At 72.6% G+C, this 17,669-nt stretch carries 10 protein-coding genes; all 10 read right to left on the reverse strand.

Annotation, left to right across the window (positions count from 1 at the left end; all coding sequences use genetic code 11):
* Positions 1 to 66: 66 nt before the first annotated feature.
* Positions 67 to 996, reverse strand: coding sequence for a hypothetical protein (locus ACI795_RS07025; RefSeq protein ID WP_457074679.1), 930 nt, complete (start codon positions 994 to 996; stop codon positions 67 to 69).
* Between the two features lie 234 nt (positions 997 to 1,230).
* Positions 1,231 to 2,844 carry a methyl-accepting chemotaxis protein gene (locus ACI795_RS07030; protein WP_457074681.1) on the reverse strand — a complete coding sequence of 538 codons (1,614 nt, stop codon included), beginning with the start codon at positions 2,842 to 2,844 and terminating at the stop codon, positions 1,231 to 1,233.
* 301 nt (positions 2,845 to 3,145) lie between these two features.
* Positions 3,146 to 4,753 (reverse strand): methyl-accepting chemotaxis protein, encoded by a 1,608-nt coding sequence (locus ACI795_RS07035; RefSeq protein ID WP_457074682.1) that lies wholly within the window; start codon positions 4,751 to 4,753, stop codon positions 3,146 to 3,148.
* A 250-nt stretch (positions 4,754 to 5,003) separates the two neighbouring features.
* Positions 5,004 to 6,638: a methyl-accepting chemotaxis protein gene (locus ACI795_RS07040; protein WP_457074683.1), complete on the reverse strand. Its 1,635-nt coding sequence runs from the start codon at positions 6,636 to 6,638 to the stop codon at positions 5,004 to 5,006.
* Between the two features lie 174 nt (positions 6,639 to 6,812).
* The gene (locus ACI795_RS07045) at positions 6,813 to 8,417 is read right to left on the reverse strand and encodes a methyl-accepting chemotaxis protein (protein WP_457074684.1); all 1,605 of its coding nucleotides are present in this window, start codon (positions 8,415 to 8,417) and stop codon (positions 6,813 to 6,815) included.
* 192 nt (positions 8,418 to 8,609) lie between these two features.
* On the reverse strand, positions 8,610 to 10,244 hold the full coding sequence (locus ACI795_RS07050; RefSeq protein ID WP_457074686.1) for a methyl-accepting chemotaxis protein: 1,635 nt from the start codon (positions 10,242 to 10,244) through the stop codon (positions 8,610 to 8,612).
* A gap of 263 nt (positions 10,245 to 10,507) precedes the next feature.
* On the reverse strand, positions 10,508 to 12,103 hold the full coding sequence (locus ACI795_RS07055) for a methyl-accepting chemotaxis protein (RefSeq protein WP_457074687.1): 1,596 nt from the start codon (positions 12,101 to 12,103) through the stop codon (positions 10,508 to 10,510).
* Positions 12,104 to 12,451: 348 nt separating this feature from the next.
* Entirely contained in the window at positions 12,452 to 14,062 is a 1,611-nt protein-coding gene (locus tag ACI795_RS07060) for a methyl-accepting chemotaxis protein (RefSeq protein ID WP_457074689.1), read from the reverse strand.
* A gap of 475 nt (positions 14,063 to 14,537) precedes the next feature.
* Positions 14,538 to 14,984 carry a chemotaxis protein CheW gene (locus ACI795_RS07065; protein ID WP_457074691.1) on the reverse strand — a complete coding sequence of 149 codons (447 nt, stop codon included), beginning with the start codon at positions 14,982 to 14,984 and terminating at the stop codon, positions 14,538 to 14,540.
* 1 nt (position 14,985) lies between these two features.
* On the reverse strand, positions 14,986 to 17,562 hold the full coding sequence (locus tag ACI795_RS07070; protein WP_457074693.1) for a chemotaxis protein CheA: 2,577 nt from the start codon (positions 17,560 to 17,562) through the stop codon (positions 14,986 to 14,988).
* Positions 17,563 to 17,669 lie beyond the last annotated feature (107 nt).

The following is a 17,669-nucleotide window of genomic DNA, read 5'->3' on the forward strand; positions in this document are numbered from 1 at the left end:
GCCGCACACAACTTTCATCGGCATCCGCCCGCTTCTCTTGAGCGCAGCGGTGGGGCGAGCTGAGGACTACCCCGCGAGGGGGAGCGACCTCCCGGTCACCATCGCCCACGGCGCGCCGAGGACGGTCAGCGACTCCTCGTCGAGCAGGTCGGACATCGCCAGGCCCTGCACGCACCCGGCCAGCGCGTTCCACACGCCCTCGGCGCCGTCGCGGGAGGTGAAGCCGCTCTCGACGAAGGCGGTGACCGCCATCAGCTGGGCTGCGGCGAGGGTGCGGGTCCGGCCGGACACGTGCGCCGCCCAGGCGGCGCCGTGCATGGCGGCCGCCCACGGACGTCGCTGCGCCCGGCCGACCTCGACGGCCAGCCGCCAGCGCCGGCGGCCGGTCTCGCCCAGCCCGCGGACCTCGTCGAGCAGCTCGGCCAGCCCGGCGGTCGCCGGACCGAGGTCGGGGCGAGGGGTCGGCTCCAGGGCGGTGGCGGCGGCGTAGGGAGCGGTGAGCTCCTGCCGGACCGGGCGGGCGAGGGCCTCGGCGGCCCACCAGCCGGTGGCGGCGTCGGCCAGCACGTCGGCGGCGACCGCGGCCACGGCCGGGTCCAGGTCGGCGACCACCGGGTGCTCGGCACCGAGGACGTCGTCGCGCACCAGCCGCTCCAGGGCGGGGGTGTTGCCGATCGTCCCCCGCTCGAGCAGTGCGACGAGGCGGGCGTTGCGCTCGCCGCCGTCGTCGTCGACCGTGCCGGGAACGCCGCTGGGGACATCGCGCAGCTGAGGCACCCCGGCCGCGGCCAGCTCGTGCGCGCGCCGGGCCCGGACGGCCATCTCGGCCCGCTCGGCGGCGGGCCGGCCGGCGCCGGGGTGCGCCGCGGCGAGGCGGTGCAGGGTGGCGGCGTCGGCGCCCAGACCGGTCAGCAGCACATCGGCGACCTGGCCGCCGGCGGGCAGGCGGACCAGGTCGAAGCCGAGCGTGGCCGCGCTGACCAGGGAGTAGGGCACGTCGCCTCCTGTGGAAGTGGTGCACCCATCGTGGAGGCGGCGGCCCGGGCGCGCCACGCGACCGTCACCCGGTCGCGCGACGGCGTTGCGCCGACGGCCGGGTGTTCGTGCCCCGCCGTCAGGGCTAGATGACGCAGCGTGAAACACGCGTCACCCGGACGGGAAGCCCCGACACGGCAGCGGCCGCCGCCCTCCCCTGGGGGTGGCGACGGCCGCTGCGGCGAACGAGTGTCGTCAGTAGGTGAACCGGGCCACCGTGGTGCGCAGGTCGCTGGCCATCCGGGACAGCTCGTCCACCGCCTGCCGGGTCTGCCCCAGCGCCTGCGTCGTGGACGACGCCGCGGCCGACACCCCGGTGATGTTCGCCGCGATCTCGGTCGACCCGCCGGCGGCCTCCTGCACCGACCGGGACATCTCGTTCGTGGTGGCGGTCTGCTCCTCCACCGCGCTGGCGATGGTCAGCTGGTAGTCGTTGATCGACCCGATGACCTCGCTGATCCGCCCGATCGCGGCCACCGCACCCGAGGTGTCGCCCTGGATGGCCTGCACCCGGCGGGCGATGTCCTCGGTCGCGCGGGCGGTCTCCTGCGCCAGCTCCTTGACCTCGTTGGCGACGACCGCGAAGCCCTTCCCGGCCTCCCCGGCCCGGGCGGCCTCGATGGTGGCGTTCAGCGCCAGCAGGTTCGTCTGCTCCGCGATGCTCGTGATCGCCTTGACCACGGCGCCGATCTCCTGGGACGACGTGCCCAGCTTGGTGATCGTCTCCGTCGTCGACTGCGCCTCGCTCACCGCCTGGGCAGCCACCCGCGCCGCCTCGTTGGCGTTCTGGCTGATCTCCCGGATCGAGGCACCCATCTGCTCCGCCCCCGCGGCCACCGTGCCCACGTTGCGGGAGACCTCCTCGGCCGCCGAGGAGACCACCCCGGACTGGGCCGAGGTCTCCTCCGACGACGCCGCGATCTGTGCCGAGGAGGCGCACAGCTCCTCCGACGAGGAGGCGACGGCGTCCGCCGACACCGCCACCGAGGCCAGCACCGACCGCAGGCTCTGCTGGGCGGTGTCCAGCGCGGCGGCCATCCGGCCGACGTCGTCTCGCTGGACGACACCGGTCCCCTGGGTCAGGTCGCCTTCTGCGAGCCGCTCGGCGGAGTGCCGGACGCGGGCCAGCGCACCGCTGATCGACCGGGCGGTGAACACCCCCAGGCCCAGCGCGAGCGCGCTGCCGACGGCCACCAGCACGACGAGCCAGGTGCGGGTCGAGGAGTACGCGTCCGCGGCGGCGTCCGCGCTGTCGGCGGCGATCGACGCCTGCAGGTCCGCGAGGGCCTGCAGCTCCGTGACGATCTGCTCGCTCAGCGGCGCGACCTGGTTGGTGCGCAGGTCGATGAACTCCGGGGACTGCGCCTTGCCCGCGGCGCCCAGCGCGTCGAGCTGCTCCCCGAGCTCGATGTACCGGTCGATGTCGGCGAGCGAGGCCTCCAGCGCTGCTCGCACCTCCGGGGTCGGCGAGGTCTCGGTGCGCAGTCGCTCACCGGCCTCGGCCAGGGCGGCCCGGGCCTCGTCCCGCTGGGCGATGTACCGCTGCTTGGCGGTCGCGTCGGCCGAGTACGTCGCGTTGGTCGAGGCGAACCGGCTGCCGAGGAACTGAAAGCGGATGTCCTGGGCCAGCTGCCCGCCCAGCACGTTCTGCCGGTGCATGTCGGCGGTGCGGTCGGCCGAGGTGGACAGAGCGCTCAGCCCGACCAGCCCGGTCACCACGGCGACGAGAACCGCCACGGTCACGGCCGTCGTGATCTTCGTGGTGACGGCGAGGTCCCGGAATCGAATTCCGGTGGACGGCCTCTGCATGGCGACACTGCCTTTCCTGGGTACTGCTGAGCGAACTCCCTGTGTCGCCCATGATGTGGCAGTGGTTGGGTGTCGCTCACCGCACACGCCCGCGTGCCACTTCCTTTTCGAAAAGAACGCGGAATGCGCACGGTCAAGAGATGTGTCGACATCTCCCACGAAATGGGAAGGTGGTTCGATCCCCGAATCGCGGTAAACCAGATCGTGCACTTCGCAGTGCGTTCTCACCATTCCCGGGAACGACGACGGCCGTCGTCCCCGGGCTCCGGGGACGACGGCCGTTCCGTTCTCAGCGCGTCGCTCAGAAGGTGAAGCGGGCGACGCTCCCCCGCAGGTCGCTGGCCATCCGGGACAGCTCGTCCACGGCCTGCCGGGTCTGGGTCAGCGCCTGCGTGGTCGACGACGCGGCGGAGGAGACCCCGGTGATGTTCGCGGCGATCTCGGTCGACCCGCCCGCCGCTTCCTGGACCGAGCGGGACATCTCGTTGGTGGTCGCGGTCTGCTCCTCCACCGCGCTGGCGATCGTGAGCTGGAAGTCGTTGATCGACCCGATGACCTCGCTGATCCGCCCGATCGCGGCCACCGCTCCTCCGGTGTCACCCTGGATCGCCTGCACCCGGCGGGCGATGTCCTCGGTCGCCCGCGCGGTCTCCTGGGCCAGCTCCTTGACCTCGTTGGCCACCACGGCGAACCCCTTGCCCGCCTCCCCGGCCCGCGCCGCCTCGATCGTGGCGTTCAGCGCCAGCAGGTTCGTCTGCTCCGCGATGCTGGTGATGGTCTTGACCACCGCGCCGATCTCCTGCGACGACGTGCCCAGCTTGGTGATCGTCTCCGTCGTCGCCTGCGCCTCGGTCACCGCCTGCGCCGCCACCCGCGCCGCCTCGTTCGCGTTCTGGCTGATCTCCCGGATCGAGGCACCCATCTGCTCCGCACCCGCCGCCACCGTGCCCACGTTCCGGGAGACCTCCTCCGCCGCCGAGGACACCACGTTGGACTGCGCCGAGGTCTCCTCCGCCGACGCCGAGATCTGCGCCGACGACGCCGACAGCTCCTCCGACGACGCCGCCACCGCATCCGCCGAACCCGCCACCGAGGCGAGCACCGAGCACAGGTTCTGCTGGGCAGCGACCAGGGCGGTCGCCATCCGGCCGATCTCGTCGAGGTCCCGGACCTGCGGGGTACGGGTGAGGTCGCCGGCCGCCATCGCTTCCACCGACGACTGGACCGAGCGAACGGTCGCGGTGATCCGCCGGATGACGAGGAAGCCGAGCCCGGCGGCGAGGACGATCGCCACCGTCGAGATCGTCAAGAGCAACGTGATCGAGGACCGCGCCTCGTCGGCGGCGGTCGCATTGCGCGCCGCGGCCTGCTCGGACTGGGCGATGCCCTCCTCCTCCAGCCCGTCGGCGATGTCGTCGAAGAACGGCTGCATGGTCTCCCGGACCAGCAGGGCGTAGCCGCCGAGGTCGCCGGAGGCGCCCAGCGGGAACGCGGTCGTCGTCAGCAGGTCGAGCAGCGCCGAGCGGGCGCCGAGGTACTTGTCCATGGCGGCCTGGTCGACGATGTGCGACTCGTACTCGGCCAGCGCCGCGTCCACGTCCGCCTGCTTCTCGTCCATCTGACCGACCAGCTCCTGCTGGCGGGCCGGGTCGGAGAAGGCGTACTCCAGCACCCGCGCGCGGTGCGCCGCGGTGGCGCGCTGCACGGCGGAGAGGGCGTTGAGCGGCTTGAGGTTCTCCGCGTAGATCGCCTCCTGGCCGGCCCGCATGTCGTTCATTCGGGTCACCGCCACGAGGTTGGTGGCGAGCACGACGACGGCGAGCAGGGCGATGACCGCACCGATCTTGACGCCGATGGGCCGGTCGGTGAACCACGCGAGCCTCCGGGGAGGCGTGGCGGTGGCGTTCATGGTGGCTCCAGGGTGTCGGGAGGAGGTGCGGCAGCCGGCGTCATCGCCCTGTCGCCACGCAATCCCCCCGTGGCGGGCGGACCGGCGTACGGGGGAGGGTGGCGACCCACAGCTGCCCCCGCGCCTTCCTGGGCACCGTGTCGCGGGGCTCCGCCGCAGATAGTCGGGTCACCGGGTCCCGGCGCCACCTTGTCGACAGCCCGTGCCGGTGACCGCCGCAGGCTCTCTCGTGGTGCGAGCGAGGCCTCGCTCAGAAGGTGAAGCGGGCGACGCTCCCCCGCAGGTCGCTGGCCATCCGGGACAGCTCGTCGACCGCCTGCCGGGTCTGCCCCAGCGCCTGCGTGGTCGACGACGCCGACGAGGACACCCCGGTGATGTTCGCCGCGATCTCCGTCGACCCGCCGGCGGCCTCCTGCACCGACCGCGACATCTCGTTCGTGGTCGCCGTCTGCTCCTCCACCGCACTGGCGATCGTGAGCTGGAAGTCGTTGATCGACCCGATGACCTCGCTGATCCGCCCGATCGCCGCCACCGCACCCGACGTGTCGCCCTGGATCGCCTCCACCCGCCGGGCGATGTCCTCGGTCGCCCGCGCGGTCTCCTGCGCCAGCTCCTTCACCTCGTTCGCCACCACCGCGAAGCCCTTGCCCGCCTCGCCGGCCCGGGCGGCCTCGATCGTGGCGTTCAGCGCCAGCAGGTTCGTCTGCTCCGCGATGCTCGTGATCACCTTCACCACCGCACCGATCTCCTGCGAGCTCACGCCCAGCTTCTCCACCGTCTCCGTCGTCGACTGCGCCTCGGTCACCGCGGAGGCCGCCACCCGCGCCGCCTCGTTCGCGTTCTGGGAGATCTCCCGGATCGACGCACCCATCTGCTCCGCACCCGCCGCCACCGTCGCCACGTTCCGGGAGACCTCCTCCGCCGCGGAGGACACCACCCCGGACTGCGCCGAGGTCTCCTCCGCCGACGCCGAGATCTGCGCCGACGACGCCGACAGCTCCTCCGACGACGCCGCCACCGTGCCCGCGGAAGCGGCGACCTGCGTCATGACCGACCGCAGGTGCTCGACGGCGCCGTCCAGCGCCGCGCTCATCTGCCCCAGCTCGCACCTGGTCCCCCAGGCGCTGGCCTGGGTGAGGTCGCCGCGGGCGAGCGCCTCGGCGACCGTCTGGACACACCGGACACCGCGGCCCAGACCGACCGCGACGAAGAGCCCGCCGGCCACCGCGGCGAGGATCCCACCCGCCAGCAGGGCGAACATCGTCGTCCGCGCGTGGGCGGCGGACTCCACCGCCGCCTCGGAGGCCTGCTCGGCCGCCACGTTCTCCGCGTCCCGCAGCTCGACCAGCAGGTCGGTGGCCTGCGCCAGGAACAGGTTCGCGTCGTTCGCTCTCGCCCACCCGGCGTCGTCACCGGCCAGCGCCAGCGGGGCGAGCGTCTGGTCGAGGAAGCCCTGCCACTCCGCCAGCTGCGCATCGGCCTCGTCCAGCAGCGCCCGCGTCTCCGCGTCCATCCCCTCCGCGACGTACGTGGCCTCGTGGGACTCGTAACGCTCGAGCACCTCGGGGACCGCGTCGAGCTGGGCCCGCGCCGCGGCGGGGTCGGCCGCGAGCGCCGCGTTGCGCGAGGTCACCCGCAGCGTCTGGACGTCGTCGATCATCGCGCCGATCGAGACGACGCTGGTGATGTGGTCGCGGTACAACGCGTCCGCGGTGTCCGCGGCGCTGTTCAGCGCCAGGGCCCCGACGAGCCCGGTCGCGGCGGCGGCGGTGCCCGCCACGCCGACGGCGGCGAGCACCTTGGTCTTCACCCCACGGTCGGCCCACCAGTTCAGCCAGGGGTGGCTGGAGAAGCGCGGTGCCGGGGGGACATCGGGGATGATCATGAGAGCTCTCCTGGGATCCGGGTTCTGGCGCAGTGCCGGCGCCCCGAGATCCTGCGACGCCGCGGGCGGTGGACGACCCTTCCGGACGACGTGTCGGAACCTGTTCCGGAAACGATCCGATCGCCTTCCGTCGCGGTCCTCGTGTCGACACGGCCGCCACCGCCCGCCGGCGCCTCAGAAGGTGAAGCGGGCCACGCTCCCCCGCAGGTCGGCCGCCATCCGGGACAGCTCGTCCACCGCCTGCCGGGTCTGGCCCAGCGCCTGCGTGGTCGACGAGGCCGCACTCGAGACCCCGGTGATGTTCGCCGCGATCTCCGTCGAGCCGCCCGCGGCCTCCTGCACCGACCGCGACATCTCGTTCGTGGTCGCGGTCTGCTCCTCCACCGCACTGGCGATCGTCAGCTGGAAGTCGCTGATCCGGCCGATCACCGCACCGATGCGCCCGATCGCCGCCACCGCCCCTGACGTGTCGCCCTGGATCGCCTCCACCCGCCGCGCGATGTCCTCGGTCGCCCGCGCGGTCTCCTGCGCCAGCTCCTTCACCTCGTTGGCCACCACCGCGAAGCCCTTGCCGGCGTCCCCGGCCCGCGCGGCCTCGATCGTGGCGTTGAGCGCCAGCAGGTTCGTCTGCTCCGCGATGCTCGTGATCACCTTCACCACCGCACCGATCTCCTGCGAGCTCACGCCCAGCTTCTCCACCGTCTCCGTCGTCGACTGCGCCTCGGTCACCGCGGAGGCCGCCACCCGCGCCGCCTCGTTCGCGTTCTGGGAGATCTCCCGGATCGACGCACCCATCTGCTCCGCACCCGCCGCCACCGTCGCCACGTTCCGGGAGACCTCCTCCGCCGCGGAGGACACCACCCCGGACTGCGCCGAGGTCTCCTCCGCCGACGCCGAGATCTGCGCCGACGACGCCGACAGCTCCTCCGACGACGCCGCCACCGCATCCGCCGAGGAGACGACCGACGCCATCACCGAGCGCAGCTCGGCCAGGGCTCCGTCCAGCGCGGCCGCCGTGCGGCCGACCTCGTCCCGCGACTCCACCTGCGCGGTGCGGGTGAGGTCACCGGCCGCGAGCCCCTCGGCCACGACCTGCACCCGGCGCAGCCCGCGGGTGATCGATCGGGCCACCAGGACGCCGGCCCCGAGGGCCAGCACCGCCCCGGCGACGATGACCACGACGAGCACCAGCCGGGTGTCCCGGTACTCGGCGGTGGCCGCCTCCGCGCTCGCGGCCGCGTTCGCCTGACGCTGGGCGGCCAGCTCGTCGATCCAGCCGATGATCTGCGTCGCCAGCGGGCCGACGGTGACCTCGCGGGCCGCGGACCAGGCGGCGAGGTCACCGGCGTCGGCCAGCGCATCGAGGGCGACCATCTCCCGCTCGTACTCGACCATGCCGTCCCGCACCTGCTCGATCAGCTCCCGGCCCGCCGCGGAGGGGTGCGTGTCCAGGTAGCGCTCGGCGGCCTCGGCCAGGCCGGCGTAGGCCGCCTCGCGGGCGGCGAGGTAGTCCGCGCGGTCGGCCGGGTCGGTGGCGACGGCGTAGTTCGTGCCGGCCAGCCGGACGGCGAAGAACTGCGAACGGACGGCCTCCACCTCGGCGGTCCCGACCAGCTCGTCGCGGTACATGACCTCGGTGGCGTCGGCGGTGTTCCCGAGGCTGCGCACCCCCAGGAGGCCGACACAGACGGCCACCAGCACCGCCGCTCCGACGGCGGCGAGGACCTTGGTGCTGATGGACAGGTCCCGGAGACGGGACCGGACGGACGGGGTGCTCACGGTGGTGCCCTCCACGACGGACGCCGGGACGCCGGTGCGGCGTCCGCTCACGGAGGGGAATGACCCGAGTGCACTCAGTGATGCACGATCCGGTCGTGCCTCACCCGATGGGGGTGCCTCCGGGACAGCGAACGGCCGCCCCGTCCGGATGGACGGGGCGGCCGTGTTCACGGAGCTGCCGCGGTACGCCGATCAGAAGGTGAAGCGGGCGACGCTCCCCCGCAGGTCGCTGGCCATCCGGGACAGCTCGTCGACCGCCTGCCGGGTCTGCCCCAGCGCCTGCGTGGTCGACGACGCCGACGAGGACACCCCGGTGATGTTCGCCGCGATCTCCGTCGACCCGCCCGCGGCCTCCTGCACCGACCGGGACATCTCGTTGGTGGTCGCGGTCTGCTCCTCCACCGCGCTGGCGATCGTGAGCTGGAAGTCGTTGATCGACCCGATGACCTCGCTGATCCGCCCGATCGCCGCCACGGCCCCGGACGTGTCACCCTGGATCGCCTCCACCCGCCGGGCGATGTCCTCGGTCGCCCGGGCGGTCTCCTGGGCCAGCTCCTTCACCTCGTTGGCCACCACCGCGAACCCCTTGCCGGCGTCGCCGGCCCGGGCGGCCTCGATCGTGGCGTTCAGCGCCAGCAGGTTCGTCTGCTCCGCGATGCTCGTGATCGCCTTGACCACCGCACCGATCTCCTGGCTCGAGGTGCCGAGCTTGGTGATCGTCTCCGTCGTCGCCTGCGCCTCGGTCACCGCGGAGGCCGCCACCCGCGCCGCCTCGTTGGCGTTCTGGGAGATCTCCCGGATCGACGCACCCATCTGCTCCGCACCCGCCGCCACCGTCGCCACGTTCCGGGAGACCTCCTCCGCCGCCGAGGACACCACCCCGGACTGCGCCGAGGTCTCCTCCGCCGACGCCGAGATCTGCGCCGAGGAGGCACTCAGCTCCTCCGACGACGCCGCCACCGCATCGGCCGACACGATGATCTCCGTGATCGTCGCCCCCATGGTCGCGGCGGCGTCGTTGAGCGCCTCGGCCATCTGGCCCAGCTCGTCCTGCCCTCGGACCGGCAACCGCACGGTGAGATCGCGCCCCGCCAGCCGCACCAGGCCGCCCTGGACCTCACGGACGCCGCGGACGATCCCCCCGGAGACGACGAAGGCGAGCGCGCCGCCGAGGAGCAGTGCGGCACCGGCGACCAGGACGGTGGCGCGCACCGTGGCCGACTCGGCGTCCGCCGCCTCGGCGCGGGTGTCCGCGACCCGGGCATCGACCGAGGCGACGAGGTCGGTCATCGCCTGGTCCAGCACGTAGAAGACGTCCCACTTGTCCCCGGTGGACACCGCATCGCCCTCGTCCAGCCGCCCCTGGGCCCACAGCTCGAAGATCTCGTCGTTGAACGCGCTCATCGCTGCCCAGTTGGTCTCGATCGCCTCCAGGCTGGCCCTCGCCTCGGCGTCCAGCAGGTCGCGGTCGATCGCGAACAACTGCTCGAAGCCGGCAGCGCCGTCCCGGTAGTTCGGCACGTTGTCACCGTTCGGGTCGGCAGCCGCCGCCCCGCCGTCGACGCGCGCCCGCCAGGCGGTGATGTTCTGCCAGTTCGCTGCCCACAGGAGGTCGTAGCGGGCATCCTCGACCGCCCGCTGCACCCCTGCGGCCTCGGTGGCCCGGGCGTTCAGGTCGCTGACCCGCGCGGCGCCGGAGATGCCCGTGGCCGCCGCGGCGATCAGGCCGAGGAGCAGGAATGCGCTCAACGCCCCGATCCGGGTCCGGATCCCGCGGTTTCCCAGCCACCGCCGGAAGCCCCCGCCCACCGTCTTCTCCGTCGTCATCGCAGGACTTCCCGTCTGGTCGCCGTCGAGTTGAGCACGGACCATCCTCACGGCTCCGCCACGCCATTCGGCCCATGACTCGACCCACATCGCAGATGTTGCACAATTCCTGCGCCGACCATTCCGTGCGATCGATGTGTCGACCTCACGGCGCATTTCCCCATGAACCTCTCCGGCGACGGGACCCGCTGGCCGCGCCCGTGGCGGAACGGCGAACGGCCGCCCCGTCCGGGTGGACGGGACGGCCGTTGCGGCGCGGTGGATCAGAAGGTGAAGCGGGCGACGCTCCCCCGCAGGTCGCTGGCCATCCGGGACAGCTCGTCGACGGCCTGCCGGGTCTGGCCCAGCGCCTGTGTGGTCGACGACGCCGCCGAGGAGACCCCGGTGATGTTCGCGGCGATCTCGGTCGACCCGCCGGCGGCCTCCTGCACCGACCGGGACATCTCGTTCGTGGTGGCGGTCTGCTCCTCCACGGCCGACGCGATGGTCAGCTGGAAGTCGTTGATCGACCCGATGATCTCGCTGATCCGCCCGATCGCGGCCACCGCTCCTCCGGTGTCACCCTGGATCGCCTGCACCCGGCGGGCGATGTCCTCGGTTGCCCGCGCGGTCTCCTGGGCCAGCTCCTTGACCTCGTTGGCCACCACGGCGAAGCCCTTGCCCGCCTCGCCGGCCCGCGCGGCCTCGATGGTGGCGTTGAGCGCCAGCAGGTTCGTCTGCTCCGCGATGCTGGTGATGGTCTTGACCACGGCGCCGATCTCCTGGGACGACGTGCCCAGCTTGGTAATCGTCTCCGTCGTCGACTGCGCCTCGCTCACCGCCTGGGCAGCCACCCGCGCCGCCTCGTTCGCGTTCTGGGAGATCTCCCGGATCGAGGCACCCATCTGCTCCGCCCCCGCGGCCACCGTGCCCACGTTCCGGGAGACCTCCTCCGCCGCCGAGGACACCACCCCGGACTGCGCCGAGGTCTCCTCCGCCGACGCCGAGATCTGCGCCGACGACGCCGACAGCTCCTCCGACGACGCCGCCACCGCATCCGCCGACACCGACACCGAGGACAGCACCGACCGCAGGCTGTCCTGCGCCGCGGCCAGCGAGGTCGCCATCCGGCCGATCTCGTCGCAGGACCCGGCCTCCGGGGTGACGGTCAGGTCACCTGTGGCCAGCGCCTCGACCGACCGCTGGACCGAGACGACGGTCCGCTTCAGCTGTCGGACGACGAGCAGCGCCAGGCCGGCGGCGAGGGCGATGCCGACCGTCGCCGTGAGGAGCACCTGCACGGCGACCTCCGCGGCGCGCTCCTCCCCCGCCGCTGCCTCCTGGGCGGCGGCGGCCGCCTCCGCGTCACTCTCGGCCGCGTACGGGTTCATGACCGCACTGGCCAGCGGCTTCTCCTCGTTGAACCCGTAGAACTGCGCCGCCCCGGCGTCGATGGCGGCCAACTGCCGGTCGGCCTCGGCGTAGTACTCGGTGACGGCGGACGTGAACTCCGACCAGGCCGCGTCGTCGGCCTGGTGACCGTCGTACTCGTCGATGAGCTCCTGCAGCTCCCCCCGGCGCTCGGCGAGGGAATCGCGCAGGGCCGCGCGCGTCTCGGCGTCCGCGACGTTGTAGGAGACGATCCGCACCCGGTCGCCCTGGAAGCTGCGCTGGATCGCACCCAGGGTGTCCATCGGCCGGACGATCTCCTCGTACAGCCGCTGCTCGCCGTCCCGGAGGTCGTGCACCCCGCGGACCGCCAGCGTGGCGATGAGGGCCGCCACGAGCCCCATCAGGGCGACGACGACCCCGATCTTGACGGCGATCGGCCGGTCGAAGAGCCAGCTCAGTCGACGCGATCGGGAAGAGGCGGTTCGCATGTGGTGCTCCTGGAGACTGGAACGCGCTGGGCGTCCGTTGGTGCGGTGCTGGACTTGCGTCCCGGTGCGCTGCGCGCCGCCCGTGACGCATTCGCTCACTCGCGACTCAGGCGATCGGTTCGCACGGCGCGCATCGCGTTCACGAGGAAATGGTGCTGCAGGTGTGAACGGCGTGACGACCGTCGTCCTGCGTGTCGCACAGAATCGGCGACCGGAATGCGGGTGGCTCCTTCCGATCGGCAACATGTCGATTTCCGGGAATGGCCGCTGCCCCTCGCCGTGCTGCCTCCGGAACGACGGAAGGCCGCCCCGTCCGGGTGGACGGGGCGGCCGGACCGAGGCGGTGGGTCAGAAGGTGAAGCGGGCGACGCTCCCCCGCAGGTCGCTGGCCATCCGGGACAGCTCGTCGACGGCCTGCCGGGTCTGGCCCAGCGCCTGCGTGGTCGACGAGGCCGCACTCGAGACCCCGGTGATGTTCGCGGCGATCTCCGTCGAGCCGCCTGCGGCCTCCTGCACCGACCGGGACATCTCGTTCGTGGTGGCGGTCTGCTCCTCCACCGCGCTGGCGATCGTCAGCTGGAAGTCGTTGATGCTGCCGATCACCTCACTGATCCGCCCGATCGCCGCCACCGCACCCGACGTGTCGCCCTGGATCGCCTCGACCCGGCGCGCGATGTCCTCGGTTGCCCGCGCGGTCTCCTGCGCCAGCTCCTTCACCTCGTTGGCCACCACCGCGAAGCCCTTGCCGGCGTCCCCGGCCCGAGCGGCCTCGATCGTGGCGTTGAGCGCAAGCAGGTTGGTCTGCTCCGCGATGCTGGTGATGGCCTTGACCACCTCGCCGATCTCCCTGGAGCTGTCCCCCAGCTTGGTCACCGTGGCCGTGGTGGCCTCGGCCTCGGACACCGCCTGGGCGGCGACCCGGGCCGCCTCGTTCGCGTTCTGGGAGATCTCCCGGATCGACGCACCCATCTGCTCCGCACCCGCCGCCACCGTGCCCACGTTCCGCGACACCTCCTCCGCCGCCGAGGACACCACGTTGGACTGCGCCGAGGTCTCCTCCGCCGACGCCGAGATCTGCGCCGACGACGCGCTCAGCTCCTCCGACGACGCCGCCACCGCATCCGCCGAGGACACCACCGTGGCCATCACCGTGCGGAGCTCGACCACCGCGGCGTCCAGCGCGGTTCCCATCCGGCCGAGCTCGTCGTGGCTGGTGAGCCCGGTGCTGCCGGTCAGGTCGCCGGCGGCCAGCGCCTCGGCGACGTCCTTGACCCGGTTGGCCGACCGGGCGATCGACCCGGCGACGAACCAGCCCAGCCCCAGCGCGACCGCCACACCGACCACGATGAGCAGGAGCGCGACGGTGCGCTGCTGCTCGTAGGACTCCCGGTTGTCGGCCGCGGCCTGCTCGGCCTCGGCGGACTCCATGACCACGAGCTCACCGATGGCCTCGATCGCGGAGGTGACGAGGGGCGTCCCGTTGGCGGCGTTCTGCGCGATCCAGGTCGTGAAGTCACCGGTCTGGGAGAGCGGCACGAGCGCGGTCTTCTGGTAGTCGACGTACTGGGTGAAGTCGGTCTTGACCGCGTCGAGCAGCTCCAGCTTCTGCGGGTCCTCGGTGCCGGCCTGGTAGTCCTCGGCGACCGCGGCGAACTGCTCGGCCAGCTCGTCGATGCGCGCGACTGCCGCCTGCGGGTCGGTGCCGAGGATGGTGTCCCGCAGGTTGACCCGCATGTCCCCGATCCGGGCTTCCATCTCCGAGACCGCCGCGACCCCGCGCAGGTTGTCCTCGTAGAGGGCGTCGGCGGCATCGGCGGAGGTGCCGAGCGCCTGCAGCCCCGTGATGCCGATGCCGGCGGCCACGACGCCGGCGATGCCGGCGGTGGCCAGCACCTTGGTCTTGACGCTGCGGTCGCCCCACCAGGAGCGGGTGTGGGCCGGGGTGGCAGGTGCGGGCATGGCGTTCTCCAGGACAGCGGGGGAAGAGCTAACGGAGACCATGCTGCGGGATACGGAAACGCGCTGTACCCGTTCTCGAAGCGTGTCGCACAACCGGATGCCGAAATGCTGGTGACCATTCCCGGGAATGCCCATGTCGACTTTCTCGCACCACACCCCCGAAACGCCACCGCGGCCACCACCTCGCCCGGGGAAGGGGGCGGGGCGGTGGCCGCGGAGGTGGTGCGGTGTCCCTGTCGAGTGACCGTCGACCGGAACCGGGTTGTTCGGTCTTCTCCGGAGGTGCCGGTCGGGCCCGACCGGCACGAGACCATTCTCCCGGACACCGGGGCCTTTGTCGCGCACTCCGGGGAAATGACCGGACGACCATTCTCGGGGATCGACGAGTCGACCGGGGCCGGTCACCGACATGCGACGGCCGCCGGCCTCCAGGAGGAGGCGCGACGGCCGTCGTGATCGTGCTGGGGCTGCTGGGTCAGGCGCCGACCGCGCGGTTGACGTCGAGGGCCAGCAGCAGCTGGCCGTCGAGCTTGTAGGCGCCCCGGATCAGGTCGCGGGCGGCGCCGTCGAGGGTGTCCGGCGGGGCCTCGAAGTCCCGGACGTTGACGTCCACGACATCGGCGATGCTGTCGACCAGCAGGCTGACCGCCTCCCCGCGCAGCCGGACGACGATGACGACCGCCTCCTGCCCCTCCGGGCGGGCCTTGCGGCCGAGGCGCTCGCGCAGCTCGATGGCGGTGACCACCTGGCCGCGGAGGTTGATCAGGCCGGCGACGGCCGGCGGCGCCAGCGGGACCCGGGTGATCCCCTGGCTGCGGAGCACCTCCTGCACGTGCTCCACCTCCACGCCGAAGAGGTCGCCGTCGAGCCAGAAGGTGGCCAGCTGCGCACTGGCCGGCATCGTCGCGGTCGCACTGCTCATGTCAGACCTCCGTCAGGTGGTTGGGGGAGTGGGCCGGGGAGTCGCCGTCGAAACCGAAGGCGGGGGAGTCGAAGCCGGCCCCCGCCAGGTCGGCGGCCGGGACGGTCGTCGTGTAGAAGGCCGGGTCGGCGGCGAGGATCGCGGCCCGGACGTCGAGCAGCTCGGTGACCCGGTCGCCGATGACCGCGGACCCCAGCAGGCCGAGGTCGTCGATGTCGCTCTGCACGGCGGCCTCGCCGTCGACGATGTCGAGGATCTCCTCGACGACGATCGCGACGCTGCGGCCGTGGTCGGCGTAGACGATGACCTCCAGCACCTCGCGGTCGGTCTCCCCGTAGGCGCCCAGGTGCCGGTCGAGCCGGACGATCGGCAGGATCGCGCCGCGGTACTGCACGACCTCGCGGGAACCGACCCGCTCCACGGTCTCGCTGCGCACCTGCTCGAGGCGGGTGACGGTGTCCAGCGGGATGGCCACCCGGCGGCCCCCACCGATCGCGGCCAGCAGCATCCGGGTCCGCTCGGCGGTCGAGGCGGTGGCGGCGGCGAGCGCGTTGCGGTGCTCCTGCCGCTCGGTGGTCTCGGTGCGCAGGGCGCGGCGGGCCAGCGCCTGCACGTCGAGGATCAGCGCGACGGCGCCGTCACCCAGGACCGTGGCCCCGGAGTAGAGGCCGATCTGCTTGAGCTGGCCGCTGACGGCCTTGACCACGATCTCCTCGGTGTTGATGACCCGGTCGACCACCAGGCCGAACCGGCGTCCCTCGGAGCTGAGCACCGCGATGACGACGTGGCCGTCGTGCCGGTCGGAGGGCAGGCCGAGCACGTCGGCCAGATGGACCAGGGGGAGGAGCTCGCCGCGGAGCCGGTAGACCGAGGCGCCACCGACGTCCTCGACCGCGGCAGCGGCCTTCTCGGCGTCCAGCGCCACGAGCTCCTGCAGGCTGATCTGCGGGATCGCGTACCGGTCGCCGGCGCACTCGATGGTCAGCGCCGGGACGATCGCGAGGGTCAGCGGGATGCGCAGCCGCATGCAGGTGCCGCGGCCGGGCACCGACTCGACCTCGATGGTGCCGCCGATGCCCTCGATGTTGGTCTTGACCACGTCCATGCCGACGCCGCGACCGGAGACGTTGGTGACCGACGCGGCGGTGGAGAAGCCGGGCAGGAAGATCAGCTGCAGCAGGTCCGGCGGGCCCATCCGGGTCAGCGCGTCGGCGGTGATCAGCCCCTTCTGCACGGCCTTGGCGCCGATCTTGGCCGGGTCGATGCCCGCGCCGTCGTCGGCGACCTCGACCACGACCTGGCCGCTCTCGTGCCGCGAGCGCAGCGTCAGCACACCCTCGGCGGGCTTCCCGGCGGCGATGCGGCCGGCGGCGTCCTCGATGCCGTGGTCGACGGAGTTGCGGACCAGGTGGGTCAGCGGGTCCTTGACCGCCTCGAGCAGGGTCTTGTCCAGCTCGGTGTCACGGCCCTCCATCTCCAGGCGCACCGACTTGCCGCACTGCAGGCCCAGGTCGCGCACGACCCGGGGGAGCTTGCTCCAGATGTGGTCGATCGGCTGCATGCGAGTCTTCATCGCGCTCTCCTGCAGCTCGCTGGCGATGAGGTTCAGCCGCTGCGAGGCGCGGACCAGGTCCTGGTCGTTCTGCCGGCCGACGTACTGGACGATCTGGTTGCGGGTGAGCACCAGCTCACCGACGAGCAGCATCAGGTTGTCCAGCAGGTCGACGTCGACGCGGATGGTGCTGTCGGCGACGGCGCGCCGGCCGCTCTGGGCCTCCGGCGTGCCCGGCTCCGGAGCCAGGTCACCGGCGGGTGCCGCCGGTGCGGGGGGAACGTCCACGGGGACCTCCAGGGGGACCTCGGCCACGGCCGGGAGTTCGATGACCCCCGGTGCCGGGATGCGGATGGACTCGGCCTCCGGCGCCGGGGCGGGCGCCGGGACGACGGGGGGTGCGGCGGCGGCCTTGGCCGGCGCCTTGCGGGCCGGGGCCTTCTTCGCCGGGGTCTTCGCGGCGGCCTTGGCCGGGGCCTTCGCCGGGGTCTTCGCGGCGGCCTTGGCCGGGGCCTTCCGGACCGCCTTCTTCGCCGGTGCGGGCGCGGCCGCGACGGGGGCCGGCTCGACGGGCGCGGGAGCGTCCTCGACGGCGGGGGAGTCCTCGACGACGGGGGACTCCTCGACTGCGGGAGCGGGGGAGTCGTCGAGGGCGGCGCTGATCAGGGCCACCGTGCCGGTGACGTCGACCGTGCCCTCGCCGCCGGACGCCTCGATGGCCGCCAGCAGCGCGCGGATGGAGTCGACCATCTGGAGCAGCGCGTCCGTGCGCACCGGGGTCAGGTCCAGGGCGCCGTCCCGCAGCCGGGAGAGCATGTTCTCCCCGACGTGCGCGACCTCCTCCAGCCGGTTGAAGGCCAGGAAGCCGCTGGTGCCCTTGATCGTGTGGATCGTGCGGAAGATGCTCGACAGGCGCTCACGGGAACGGGGGTCCTGCTCCAGGGCCACCAGGTCCTGGTCCAGCTGGTCGAGGTTCTCGTGGCTCTCCACGAGGAACTCCTCGACGATGTCGTCCAGACCGTCCACGCCCGCCTCTTCCCTCAGGTGCCGCGGCGGGCCTTCCCCGCGCAGCGTCGGTTTCATCGGCACCCAGCCGATCTCCTTGAGGGGAACCAGGCGTTGTGCACGATTTT

The sequence above is a fragment of the Modestobacter sp. SYSU DS0290 genome, assembly GCF_054050955.1.

Bases quoted from the DNA above. Each gene is read 5' to 3' on its own strand.
- ACI795_RS07030 (WP_457074681.1), bottom strand. From the start codon at position 2,844: ATGCAGAGGCCGTCCACCGGAATTCGATTCCGGGACCTCGCCGTCACC.
- ACI795_RS07035 (WP_457074682.1), bottom strand. From the start codon at position 4,753: ATGAACGCCACCGCCACGCCTCCCCGGAGGCTCGCGTGGTTCACCGAC.
- ACI795_RS07040 (WP_457074683.1), bottom strand. From the start codon at position 6,638: ATGATCATCCCCGATGTCCCCCCGGCACCGCGCTTCTCCAGCCACCCC.
- ACI795_RS07050 (WP_457074686.1), bottom strand. From the start codon at position 10,244: ATGACGACGGAGAAGACGGTGGGCGGGGGCTTCCGGCGGTGGCTGGGA.
- ACI795_RS07055 (WP_457074687.1), bottom strand. From the start codon at position 12,103: ATGCGAACCGCCTCTTCCCGATCGCGTCGACTGAGCTGGCTCTTCGAC.
- ACI795_RS07060 (WP_457074689.1), bottom strand. From the start codon at position 14,062: ATGCCCGCACCTGCCACCCCGGCCCACACCCGCTCCTGGTGGGGCGAC.
- ACI795_RS07065 (WP_457074691.1), bottom strand. From the start codon at position 14,984: ATGAGCAGTGCGACCGCGACGATGCCGGCCAGTGCGCAGCTGGCCACC.